Here is a 12,758-nt window from a genome sequence, read left to right on the forward strand (position 1 = left end):
CATGATGCTGCCTCCTGTTATCTCCCGGCCACGGGAGCCTGCCCTCTTTGCCCGCGCTCCCGGTGTCGAATACCACCGGGTGGCCCCTGCCGGCGTCACCATCGTGGCGCTGGCCGCCGGTGACCGCCTGACCGTCATTGATGTCGAAGGCTTGCAGGCAGCGGAGCTGATAGCGGTGGATGAACAGGGGCAGCAGGCGCTGGCCTGTCTCGGTCTGGCACCGAACGCCGCTGCCACCTACATCCCCCAAACGCTGCAGCAGCGGGCGCAGGCCGACCGTGACTGGCAGCGACGACTGGCCCGGCATCAGCTGCAGCCAGCACAGTTGCCACAGGGCACCTTACTGTGGCCCGCTGAACAAACCGCGGGCAGCCAGCAAACCCTGCAGGCAGAACACCCCGTCACCGTGCTGGTGGCCGCGCCCGGCAGTGCAGAACACGTCAACCAGCAGCAACGCGCCAGCGAGCTGCAGCTGATCATCCAGCGCGCCCATCCCTCTGCACTGTGGCTGCCCTCCCTGCCTGAACCGCTGGCCGAGGTGGTGGATGAATTCACCATTCACCCCGGCACGGCACGGGATTATCAGGTGCAGGCCGGGCAGTACATTCAGGTGCTGGATGTGGCCGGGCGGCAGTGTTCCGACTTTGTTGCCTTTGATCAGCGCGGTCTCGACCGCGGCCGCGAAATCGACCTTGACCCGACCGTCACCCGCACCCTCAACAGCAGTGCCTACCCCGGCCCCGGTCTCTACAGCCGCTTCTACGACCGGCGCATGCAGCCGATGCTGGAAGTCGTGCGTGATACCGTTGGCCGCCACGACACCTTTGCCCTCGCCTGCACCGCACGCTACTACGAAAGCCAGGGCTATTTTGGCCACGCCAACTGCAGCGACAACCTCAGCCGCACACTGGCCCGGCATGGTGTCGAAGGCCGACCCGGCTGGCCCGCCATCAACTTCTTCTTTAATACCGGGATCAACGCCGAGCAGCAGCTGACGCTCGATGAGCCCTGGTCACGTCCGGGCGACTATGTGCTGCTCAAGGCCATGAACGATCTGGTCTGCGCCAGCAGCTCCTGCCCCGACGATATCGATCCGGCCAACGGCTGGCAGCCCACTGATATTCATATCCGCATCTACTCAGCCAAGGAGCGCTTCAGTATCGCCATGGCCCATCGCAAAACCCCCGATGCCGAACCGGTGCTGACCCGCGAAAGCGGTTTCCACCCCGGCACCTCCACCCTCACCAGTCACTTTGCCGATTATCGCGGCTGGTGGCTGCCCAGCCACTTCAACGGCTTTGGCGCCATCGAGGAATACTACGGCTGCCGCGAGAAAGTTGCCGTGATGGACCTCTCCGCCCTGCGCAAGTTTGAGGTGATCGGTCCTGATGCCGAGGCGCTGCTCAATTACTGCCTGACCCGTGATGTGCGCAAGCTGGCTGTTGGTCAGGTGGTCTACAGCGCCATGTGCTATCCCCACGGCGGCATGCTGGATGACGGCACCCTGCTGCGCCTTGGCCCGGACAATTTCCGCTGGGTCTGCGGTGAAGACTACGCCGGAATCTGGCTGCGCGAACAGGCCCAGCAACTGGGCATGAAGGTATGGATCAAGTCGGCCAGCGAGCAGATTCACAATATCGCAGTACAGGGGCCGCTCAGCCGTGAGCTGCTCAGCCAGCTGGTGTGGACGCCCGGCAGTCAGCCTGCGCTGACTGAGCTGGGCTGGTTCCGCCTGCTGACGGGCCGCCTTGATGACTATAACGGCTGCCCGCTGATGGTCACCCGCACCGGCTACACCGGCGAGCTGGGCTATGAGCTGTGGTGCCATCCGCAGGATGCCATGACGGTATGGCAGCGGCTGTGGCAGCTAGGTGCGCCACTGGGGCTGGTGCCGCTGGGATTGCAGGCACTGGACATGCTGCGCATCGAAGCCGGGCTGATCTTTGCCGGATATGAATTCTGCGATCAGACCGATCCCTACGAGGCCGGTATCGGCTTCTGCGTACCGCTCAAATCCAAGCAGGATGACTTTATCGGCCGCAGTGCTCTGGAGCAGCGGCAGGCTCACCCACAGCGCAAACTGATCGGTCTGCTGCTGGAAGGTAATGAGACCGCTGCCCACGGTGACTGTGTACACGCCGAAGATCAGCGCGCCCAGATTGGGGTGATCACCAGTGCCACCCGCTCCCCCGTACTGCAACGCAATATTGCCCTGTGCCGGGTTGATGCTGGCTATGCCCGGCCAGGCACCCGGTTACAGATCGGCAAGCTGGACGGTCAGCAGAAACGTATCAGTGCCGAGGTCTGTGGCACGGTGTTTTATGACCCGGATAAGTCCCGGGTACGCAGTTAGGACGTGTTAACGATCTGCTGCGCATCGGCCACATGGGTATACAGCCGGGAAACGGATAACGGCGAGCTGGCCAGAGAATTGCTTGGTTGCTGCAAAGCAGCATGACAGTTCATGGCCCCTTTATCTCGAAGCAGTCTCAGGGAGTATCCGTTGATGTGGTTCAAAGACACCTCTGCCGAGCTGGCCAGTGAAATGACCGGTGTACTGCGCTCGCTGATCAATGACAGTCCGGCAGCGACCAGCACGACCCTGCTGCAGCGCCATCCGGAATTGCAGCGCTTCGTCGAGCAGCTGGGACAACGCTGGCAGGAACAGCTGCAGTTTCGACGCAGCGCACAGATGACCGCCACCGCCCCCTGCAGCGCGGAGCAATATGCGCAGCTGCAGCAGGAGCTGCAACAGGCAAGGCTGCAGCAACAACAGTTGCAGCATCAGCTTGAGCGCCAGAAGGAACACCTGGCTGAAGCCGGGCAGCAACAGATGCACTGGCAGCTGGAGCAGCAGGCATGGGAACTGACCAAACAGACGCTGACCGAGGGCTGCTGGGATCTGACTGTCGTTGACGGTGACGCAGACCATGCCAGGAATGTGATCCGCTGGTCAGAACAGTTCCGCCAGCTGATCGGCTACAGCGCCAAAGACTTTCCCGATGGCTGGGACAGCTTTTTTGCCGTGGCCAACAGCGAGGATGTGAAGAGGGTCATGCAGGTTTTCAACCAGTATCTGGCGGACCCCAACCGCAGCAAAAGCGCCTATGTCGTGGAGTACCGCATGCGCCACAAGGATGGCCGCGAGATCTGGTTCCGTGAGCGTGGCCGCGCCCTGCAGAACGCGCAGGGCGTGCTGGTACGGGTGATCGGTGCAGTGCGCGACATCAGTGATGAGAAATCAGCCGAGGCCATGCGCCATCAGGAGCAGGCCAGCATTCAGCAGACCTATGCTCAGATTGCGCAGGTGGCCAGCGGCATCAAGGGCATTGCCGAGCAGACCAATCTGCTGGCCCTCAACGCCGCCATCGAAGCGGCCCGCGCCGGTGAGCAGGGGCGCGGTTTTGCGGTGGTGGCCGATGAGGTGCGTCATCTGGCCAGACGTACACAGGACTCGGTGCAGCAAATCCAGACCATGCTCAACAAAAGAGACTGAGCGGGTGTACCACAGGCGAACCATTTTCAGGCGCATCGCCATGATGTTGAACAGAAAAGGGGCACATTCAGGTGCTCAGGTACGGAAAGGATCGTACTCACGCACCCACGCCAGACCGGGTGACACGATCTGATGAGATGCGCTTCAGGGCCTGAAGGAACATTCAGGCCATCTGAGCAGCATGGTGCGGCCCGCGCACAGCAGAGCGCGAAGACAGTGCGGGTGTGAAAGCACGCGGCACAACGGCAGATGAGCTAACTGGCACACGACTTGCTTTTCATATAAAGAACTTTTTATAACCCACAATAAAAACAGACACCCTAATCGACTGAACCAAGGCACGCTTTGCGGGAAGGTGTTGACGATATAACGAGCGAGAGCCAGACAAGGCGAAAAAGGCCGGGGAAGTGCCTGGTAAAGGTGACAACGGGGCGTTGTCCTGAATCAGCATTCCGACCTCTTTTCCACCCTGTGAGGCCGACGCGCAGCAGATCGTGAGCAGGTTCCAACAAGAGTGCGCCCTTAAGCAATACCAGATTCACCGAGAGCAACAGACGCATCCGGAAGCACGTTCAACCAAAACGCTTCTGAGACGTTCTGCAGTGAAATTTCTGACAAACGCAAGAGGATTCAGTAATGGACCAGGCTACTCCCACCCTGGAAGAGTTGCATAAGCTCCTCCAGATGTCCGACACCATCAATATGGAAATTTTCTATTGGTGGTGTATCGCCCTGATGGTAGTGATCCACGCGGGCTTTCTGTCCTATGAGATTGGGGCGTCACGCCTGAAGAACGCCCTGACCGCCGGGGTGAAAAACATCCTTGCCTTCGCTTTTATCGTGCCGACCTTTTTCTTCTTCGGCTGGTGGATCTACAACGCCTTCTACGGCGGCATTACGCCTGATCTGGCCGGTGCGGCCGGTGCCCTGCCCTGGGCCAAGAGCATGGGCCCGGATGTCACCGATAACGCCACCGGCATTTTCTGGGGTGCCTTTGTGATGTTCGCGGCCACCACCGCTTCCATCATGTCCGGTGCCATCATCGAGCGTACCCGCATGAGTGCCTTTATCGTGCTGGCGATCATCCTCGGCTCGGTGGTGTGGATTCTGGCAGCGGCGTGGAGCTGGCATCCCAGCGGCTGGCTGACTACCGAATGGGGCTTCCATGACGTCGGCGCCGCCGGTTGTGTGCACACGGTGGCGGGCTTCTTTACCCTGGGTGTGGTCATCAACGTCGGCGCCCGTATCGGCCGCTTCAATGCCGATGGCAGTGCCAACGATATCGTCGGTCACTCCATGCCGATGAGCGTGGTCGGTCTGATGCTGGTTATCGTCGGCTTCTTTGGCTTCCTCGGCGGTTGCATCATCTATGTTCCGGGTGAGCAGTGGACCAACATCTATGGTCAGCACACTACCCTGTCGGCCTTTGCCTTCAACACCCTGATGGGCTTTGCCGGTGGTCTGATCGGTGCCTATCTGACCACCCGTGAACCCTTCTGGATGATGTCCGGTGGTCTGATCGGTATCGTTTCTGTTGCTCCCGGCCTGGACGTTTACTACCCACCCTTTGCCTATGTCATCGGTATGGGTGTGGCAGCCACTGCGCCGCTGGTACAGAAATACATGGTCAAGAAAGGGCTGGATGACGCCGTTGGCGCCTTTGCGGTGCACGGTTACGGTGGCTTCGCCGGTCTGGTGCTGAGCGGTCTGTTCATCGGCGGTTATCCCAACGTGATGGAGGGCGCCCCTGCGGTGAACTTCCTCGGTCAGGTTGGTGGTGCCATCGTACTGGCGCTGCTGGGCTTCATTCCCGGTTATGCCATCTCTCTGGCCATGAAGAAAATGGGTGTGCTGCGCGTACCTGCTCATGCAGAAGAGCGCGGTCTGGATCTGGTCGAAGTACCTGCTCAGGCTTATCCCGAGTGGGCTATCACCGGTGCCAGCACCACGGTGGCCAATACCAGCAGCGACACCGGCAGCTACGACAAGCTGCATGATGCCAAGCCTGCCTGATCCGCTCGCCAGGGCAATCATGGAAGCTGCGTGACCAACGCTGAAATGCACTGAAATCAAAGTACCCGGTACATGGCAAGCATCCTGCACCGGGTACAGATAGGAGTCGTAAGATGAGCAGTCCGATTACCAGCTGGGACGGTGCCAGCACCGTTTTCACCTACGCCGACAAACCCGCCATCATGGGCTTTATACTGCTGGTGGCAGTGGCTGTCACGGTATTTGCCATTTGGGCGACCGTGCGCCATGAAAAGCATAGCTATAGCAGCCCTATGCCTAAGGCCAAGAAGTAGCGTCCGGGAAGACCTGACGTACGATCAGCAACCTGCTCTCGCTGTTGCGAGAACAGGTTCGATGGGCCAGACAGGGGCCAGGAGTGCAACGACTCCTCCAGTCGCCTTATTGAGGAAACGCCAGTCAGGCTCCCTGACTGGCGTTTCCACAGAGGCGGAAACATGCGGAAGGGCTCAGAACCTGTGCACGATCCGCTGCACGCCGTCTAACGGTGCTGAAAGGATATTAGGAATGCGTTACGTAAGCAGCGCCTCTTCCGCTCTTTCCGCCCGCTCTGGCTGCGCGCAGGATCACAAACACGTTCTCAGCTGGTACTGAACCAGCGGCAAAGCCCGTAACCGGGGTGACACCGGTTTGACGTGAGGCTTCCAAGGATGAATCCTGTCTTTGTATTCGATCTACCCAGTCACTTCGGCCTCAAGGCCGTTGCCTTTACCCTGCATGGTCTGGCCAATGACTATTATTCCGCTGAGCTGAAGCAGCATATCCAGCAGCTTTGCCAGCACTATGACCCTGAGCAGAGCCAGATGCAGCATCAGGGATTTCTCAGCCTGCGCCAGCGCATCAACCGCTCCGCCAAACGCTTCCCCCCTTCTCCGGTCGCCCTGCATGAGCAGTATCAGCGCACCGGTAAGCTGCGCCCGATCTCACCGCTGGTCGATCTCTACAATCACTGGTCGCTGGTGACCGGCCTGTCCATCGGCGCTCACGATCTGTTGCATCTGCATCTGCCTGTACGACTGGGCCTGACTCGCGGCGACGAATCCTTCACCGGTATCGGCAGCCACGGAGCCACCACCTTACCGGCAGGAGAATATGCCTATCTGGATGCGCACCAGCAGGTGCTGTGTCGCATGGATTATCGGCAGGCGGCATTCAGTGCAGTGAACATCAACACCAGTGCGGCGCTGTTTATCGTGCAGGGTCATCAGCATACCGCTACGCCGCATCTGCAGGAGGTAGCCGAACAGCTCAAGCAGGACATCATGCGGCTGTGCCCGACACACTCGCTGGTGGTGGGGAAGTAACCCAGCCTACTGCTCGTCGATGTAGCGGCGGGCATCGAAGGTTCTGATCCAGTCCGGATGATGGACCATCATCGCCGTCATCAGGATGCCATTAAGCAATCCTTCCGGCGGCATGATCAGCGGCAGCAGGATGACGTACTCCTGCCAGATTTTGTAGAAGCTGTAGGTACCGCTACCCCACAGCACGCCCATCATGGCGATACCCGACAAGGCCGCAGCACAGGCGGCATTGAGAAACACCCCGATGATCAGATAGACAAAGAAGTTCTGCGGCAGCCAGCGCTCAACCTGACGCAAGGCCCAGTAGGACCAGCAGGCCGGTATCACCGACGCGCACAGGCCATTGATACTGATGCCGTCCAGCGCTTCCTTGCCGATCAGTGTCATCCCCAGCAGGGCCAGTGAGGAGCAGAGGATGCCAAGCTCCCAGCCGAACATCAGGGTCAGCGTCGTCACCCCGAGAAAGTGCACACTCATGCCGGGGGAAATACCGGCACGCAGCAGCCACATCATCATGACCAGCACCGTGGCACCAAGTACCAGATGCTGCAGGGTGCTATTACGGTGCAGGATTGCCCAGGGCGCACGCCACAGGGCCACCAGCAGCATCAGCCCGTAGAGCAGATGGGCAAGCCACACGCCCGTGCCCGAAATCAGACCATCGGCAATACTCATCTATGCTCTACCGCAAAAAGTCGGGATACTGCCTGAACAGGCCGAGCCTGCTCAGCACCGATTAATGATCGCCAAGTACTTTCAGATCGACCGTGCCTTCATGCTACTGAAAAGGGCACAACCCCGGCCACTGCCGTGGCGGTCCTGCTTGCGCCAGATCAGTGTCACAACACAGAGCTGACGGTCGCTGTCGCCGATTGCAACCGCTGCAAACTTGAGACAGATGAACCGGGTACACTAGAATCCATGGTCTGGAACCATAAAGAGGCATGCTGATGATTGAGCCGATTCGGCTGGGAGTACAGCGCCTGGGGGCGGACCTGATGGCCGGCACAACCCTGGCCATGACCATGATCCCCGAAGCCATGACCCTGGCCTTTGCTGCCGGGCTGGCCCCCCTGACCGGCCTCTACAGCGCGGCACTGATGCTACTGGTGATTTCCCTGCTCGGCGGTCGCCCTGCCATGGCGGCAATGAGCACACCCGCACTGGTGCTGATCATGGCCGATCTGGCCGTCACCCACGGCCTGCGCTACCTGTTCGCCAGTGTCATCATGATGGGTCTGCTGCAACTGGGAGCCTGGGTACTGCGGCTGGGTAAGTTCATCCGCATCCTGCCACAACCTGTGGTGCTGGGCTGCATCTGCGGCCTGACAGTGGAAATTTTCTGGCAGCAGATGGGCTATTTCCATACCCCCACGACCGCATCCGGCACCTGGATGACTGGCACTACGCTGGTCAGCATGCTGTCAATCTGTCTGGTCACCATGCTGCTGATCCGCTTCCTGCCACGCTATGTGCCTTATCTGTCTCCCGGTTTTATCGCCATCGTGGTGCTGAGCTGGATCTGCATCGGCTTCCATATCGATGTGCAGACGCTGGCAGAAGTCACCGCCTGGTCGGGAGCCCCACCGCACCTGCAGTGGCCCAGCCTGCCACTGGATATGCCGACGCTGGCCATCGTCATGCCCTACGCTCTGCTGATGGCCATCGTCGGCCTCAGCGAAACGCTGTTTACCCTCAACGTCACTGATGAAGCCACCAACACCCGTGGCCGCAGTAATCAGGAATGTCTGGCACAGGGCATTGCCAATCTGGCCAGCGGCTGTCTGGGCGGCATGCCCGGCAGTGGTCACTTCGGCCAGTCCATGATCAACCTGCAGAACGGTGGCCGCAGCCGCCTGTCGACACTGGTTGCCGTGGCCCTGATCATTTACTTCAGTACCTCCGGCCGCCAGTGGATGGATGATATTCCGGTCGGCGTTGTAGTCGGCATCATGCTGATGATCGCCTTCTCCACCTTCGAGCTGGCGTTTATCCGGATCGTCCGCAAGGTGCCGCGCCGCGAACAAGTGGTCACCCTGCTGGTCGCCGTGACCACCCTGACCACCAACCTGAGCCTGGGTATGCTGGTGGGCGTCATCCTGTCAGCACTCGGCTTTGCCTGGGAACATGCCAAACACGTCAGGGTTTTTGCCCATCTGGAGGGCGATACCCGGGTTTATGTGCTGCATGGCCCGCTGTTTTTTGGCTCAGCCCAGTCTTTTCAGGGATTGTTTCAGCCCGTCTCTGACCCGGACCGGGTGGTGATCGATTTCCGTTTCTCACGGGTATATGACCACTCCGGTCTGGAAGCGATCGAGCAACTGGTGGAGCGTTACAGTCAGGCAGGAAAAACCCTGCTGCTGCGCCACCTCAGCACCAAGTGCCGGGCGCTGCTCAACGCCAAGGCGCAGGGGCTGGTAGAGGTCAACCTGATCGAGGATCCGCAGTATCAGATTGCCAGTGACCTGGACTGATCCACCGACGTTACCAGTGATGACACCGAACAGCAGAAAGGGCACCCGAGGTGCCCTTTCTGCTGCATATATCAACCATACAAACGCTTTGGGGGATTATTCCCAGCCCAGAGCATCCACACGCTGATAGCCACGGGGCAGCATGCTGCCACGCCGTCCGCGTTCTCCGCGATAATGATCAAGGTCATCAGCCCTGATACGCATATCACGCTTGCCACTAGTGATGATCAGTACTGCCGTCCTCGGCATGACCATAACGGCAACAACAAACTCCTCACGGGCCTCAGAACGGGCCGAGGGAATATTGATCATCTTGTTGCCTTTGCCTTTGGCCAGTTCCGGCAGCTCAGCCAGCGGAAACACCAGCATGCGGCCTTCATTACTGACTGCCACCACCTGCAACTCCTCCCCGGACGGAATCAGTGCCGGTGCCAGCATCTGGCTGTTGCTCGGCAAACTGAGCACCGCCTTGCCCGCCCGGTTCTTACCGGTCAGCTCGGCCATTTCGGTTACGAATCCATAGCCTGCATCGCTGGCCAGCAACACCTTGTGCTTATCGTCAGCCAGACAGGCATGCACGATCTGGCCACCACTATCCAGCTTGATATGGCCGGTCAGCGGCTCACCCTGCCCTCTGGCGGAAGGCAGCGAATGGGTCGCCAGGGTGTAAGCCCGACCATGGTTATCGAACAGCACCGTAGGCTGATTGCTGCGGCCTTTGACCGCCAGCATGAAGGCATCACCGCTCTTGTAACTCAAGCCTTCGGCATCAACGTCGTGGCCCTTGGCGGAGCGAATCCAGCCCTGCTTGGACAGCACCACGGTCACCGGCTCATTACTCAGCAGGTCCGTCTCGCTAAAGGCTTTGGCCTCTTCCCGCTCCTTGATCGGTGAGCGGCGGGCATCGCCATATTTTTCGGCATCGTCGGTCAGCTCCTGCTTGATCAGACCACGCAGCGCGGCCTGATCAGACAGCAGATGCTCCAGATGCTTGCGCTCCGCTTCCAGCTCATCCTGCTCGGTACGGATCTGGAACTCTTCCAGCTTGGCCAGATGACGCAGGCGCAGGTTCAGAATGGCTTCGGCCTGAATCTCTGACAGCTCGAAACGACGAATCAGCTCGGCCTTGGGCTCATCCTCATGGCGGATGATGGCAATCACTTCGTCGATGTTGAGATAGGCAATCAGCAAGCCTGCAAGGATATGCAGGCGATCATTGACCTTGTTCAGACGGAATTCCAGACGGCGGCGTACGGTGCCTTCACGGAACACCAGCCACTCTTTCAACAGACCAAGCAGATCCTTGACCTGTGGGCGGCCGTCCAGACCGATCATATTGAGGTTGACCCGGTAGCTCTTTTCCAGATCGGTGGTCGCGAACAGGTGATTCATCAGCGCATCGGTATCTACCCGATTGGAGCGCGGAATAACGACCAGTCGCGTGGGGTTCTCGTGATCTGACTCATCGCGCAGATCCGCGACCATCGGCAGCTTCTTGGCCTGCATCTGCGCCGCGATCTGCTCCAGTACCTTGGCACCGGAGACCTGATGCGGTAACGCAGTAATTACGACGTCACCGTCTTCGATGATATAGCGGGCACGCAGTTTGACGCTGCCGCGTCCCTGTCGGTACATGTCCAGCAAGTCCCGACGAGGCGTGATGATCTCGGCTTCCGTAGGGTAGTCCGGCCCCTTGATATGAGTGAGCACGTCTTCCAGAGTCGCCTGCGGCTGATCCAGCAAGCGGATGCAGGCGGAGGCAACTTCACGGGCATTATGCGGAGGAATATCGGTGGCCATACCCACAGCAATACCGGTCGTACCGTTGAGCAGCACACCGGGCAAGCGGGCTGGCAGCACCAGCGGTTCATCCAGCGTACCATCGAAGTTGGGGCCCCAATCGACCGTGCCCTGCCCCAGCTCACTCAGGTACAGCTCGGCAAAGGCCGCCAGACGGGCTTCGGTATAACGCATGGCGGCAAAGGACTTGGGATCATCAGCTGAGCCCCAGTTCCCCTGACCATCGACCAGTGGATAGCGGTAGGAGAAAGGCTGCGCCATCAGCACCATGGCTTCATAGCAGGCGCTATCGCCGTGAGGGTGGAACTTACCCAGCACGTCCCCGATGGTACGGGCCGACTTCTTGTACTTGGCGCTGTTTTTCAGCCCCAGTTCAGACATCGCATAAATGATACGACGTTGCACCGGCTTCATGCCGTCGCCGATATGTGGCAAGGCACGGTCCAGAATGACATACATGGAGTAGTCCAGATACGCCTTCTCGGTATATGCCTTAAGGGGTAAACGCTCGAACCCGCCGCTGTCGAACGAGCTGTTATCAGTCGTGCTATCTGTCATAAGCCCCTTCACTGCCCAATCATTGCAAACCGGGCCATTGTATAGTGACCACTGTGGATTTGAACAGGCTTTTACCGCCTTGCTCCTGCAATCCGCTCAGATCGCCGGCTGCCGGTTTCTTCGGAGAAGCCTCTTCAGAACAACATTTTCAGAAAAGCAAAGGGCACCCGATGGATGCCCTTTGTTAACCCGGCCAGGATACGGTTTACTCAGTCACGTGGCGCGTAGGCAAAGACATCAGAAAATATCTGTGCCTTGTGCAAACCTTCCAGAGTAAATGCATCAAAGGCTGCATAGACCATGCCCGGTGAGCCACAGGCCCACACCAGTGCACGCGACAGGTCATGCTTGTCAGCCAGTACGGCTTCATGCACCAGACCTGTCCGGCCCTGCCAGTCATCGCTGTCCAGACCATCGCTGACCACGGGAATAAAGTGCACATTAGCATGCTGACTGGCCCACAGTTCAGGCAGACCGCTCCAGTACAGATCAGCCGCTTCACGTGCTCCCCAATAGATGTAGATGGGGTTGGGTACCGCTTCTGCCAGCGCTGTCTCGACCAGCGACTTGGCTTGTGAGAAGCCGGTTGAGGCCGCGAGCATGATCAGTGGAATATCGGCGTCCAGCGGTGCCTGCCAGACAGCATCTCCCGCTGCCACATGAAGGGTTATGCTGCCACCTTCCTGCATGCGCTCGACAACTCGCCCAGACAGGCCATTGCCTGCCATCACACGCACATGCAGCTCCAGCTGAGGCCAGTTAACGGGGCTGCTGGCCAGCGAAAAGGCAGGCTTTTCGCCGCTTTCCAGCTCCAGCAATACATACTGACCGGCCTGATAGGGGCACGCTACATCGGGTGCCTGCAAACGCACGCGAAACACATCATCGCTCATGGCGTCTACACAGACGATCTGGCACTCCAGCTTTATCACTCTCAATTCCTCTGACTCTTTCGCCCCTCGGTCACGGCCAACGGGGTAGTGTGCTTCTGGTGTGCAGTCGCATCCGCTCATTTTTCCCTTGGACTGGCGGCATGTCGCTGCTAACAAGTGGCATGATTCTACACAGCCAGCGAGCCTGTGCAGAGATCATGCA

At 59.3% G+C, this 12,758-nt stretch carries 9 protein-coding genes; 6 read left to right on the forward strand and 3 right to left on the reverse strand.

All coding sequences use genetic code 11. The features are described 5' to 3' along the window. Position 1: 1 nt before the first annotated feature. The 5 genes from QCD60_RS05940 to QCD60_RS05960 all read left to right on the forward strand — a co-directional run bounded on the left by QCD60_RS05940 (position 2) and on the right by QCD60_RS05960 (position 6,831). On the forward strand, positions 2-2,353 hold the full coding sequence (locus tag QCD60_RS05940) for an aminomethyltransferase family protein (protein ID WP_279783305.1): 2,352 nt from the start codon (positions 2-4) through the stop codon (positions 2,351-2,353). A gap of 480 nt (positions 2,354-2,833) precedes the next feature. Next, entirely contained in the window at positions 2,834-3,496 is a 663-nt protein-coding gene (locus tag QCD60_RS05945; protein ID WP_279787891.1) for a methyl-accepting chemotaxis protein, read from the forward strand. Positions 3,497-4,132: 636 nt separating this feature from the next. After that, entirely contained in the window at positions 4,133-5,509 is a 1,377-nt protein-coding gene (locus tag QCD60_RS05950) for an ammonium transporter (RefSeq protein ID WP_279783307.1), read from the forward strand. A 113-nt stretch (positions 5,510-5,622) separates the two neighbouring features. Next, positions 5,623-5,802, forward strand: coding sequence for a hypothetical protein (locus tag QCD60_RS05955; protein WP_104154580.1), 180 nt, complete (start codon positions 5,623-5,625; stop codon positions 5,800-5,802). Positions 5,803-6,177: 375 nt separating this feature from the next. Further along, entirely contained in the window at positions 6,178-6,831 is a 654-nt protein-coding gene (locus tag QCD60_RS05960) for a phenylalanine--tRNA ligase beta subunit-related protein (protein WP_279783311.1), read from the forward strand. 6 nt (positions 6,832-6,837) lie between these two features. On the opposite strand, the gene QCD60_RS05965 is transcribed toward QCD60_RS05960, so the two are convergent. Beyond that, on the reverse strand, positions 6,838-7,506 hold the full coding sequence (locus tag QCD60_RS05965) for an energy-coupling factor ABC transporter permease (protein ID WP_279783313.1): 669 nt from the start codon (positions 7,504-7,506) through the stop codon (positions 6,838-6,840). Positions 7,507-7,781: 275 nt separating this feature from the next. Between QCD60_RS05965 and QCD60_RS05970 the strand changes: the two genes are divergently transcribed. Next, positions 7,782-9,305, forward strand: a complete 1,524-nt coding sequence (locus QCD60_RS05970) for a SulP family inorganic anion transporter (protein WP_279783315.1) — start codon at positions 7,782-7,784, stop codon at positions 9,303-9,305. 96 nt (positions 9,306-9,401) lie between these two features. Here QCD60_RS05970 and parC read toward each other — a convergent pair whose 3' ends face one another. Continuing rightward, positions 9,402-11,663: a DNA topoisomerase IV subunit A gene (gene parC / locus QCD60_RS05975; protein ID WP_279783317.1), complete on the reverse strand. Its 2,262-nt coding sequence runs from the start codon at positions 11,661-11,663 to the stop codon at positions 9,402-9,404. A gap of 209 nt (positions 11,664-11,872) precedes the next feature. Then, positions 11,873-12,595 carry an NAD(P)H-flavin reductase gene (locus QCD60_RS05980; protein WP_279783319.1) on the reverse strand — a complete coding sequence of 241 codons (723 nt, stop codon included), beginning with the start codon at positions 12,593-12,595 and terminating at the stop codon, positions 11,873-11,875. Positions 12,596-12,758: the final 163 nt, after the last annotated feature.

It is taken from the genome of Pokkaliibacter sp. MBI-7, assembly GCF_029846635.1.
Taxonomy (GTDB): Bacteria; Pseudomonadota; Gammaproteobacteria; order Pseudomonadales; family Balneatricaceae; genus Pokkaliibacter.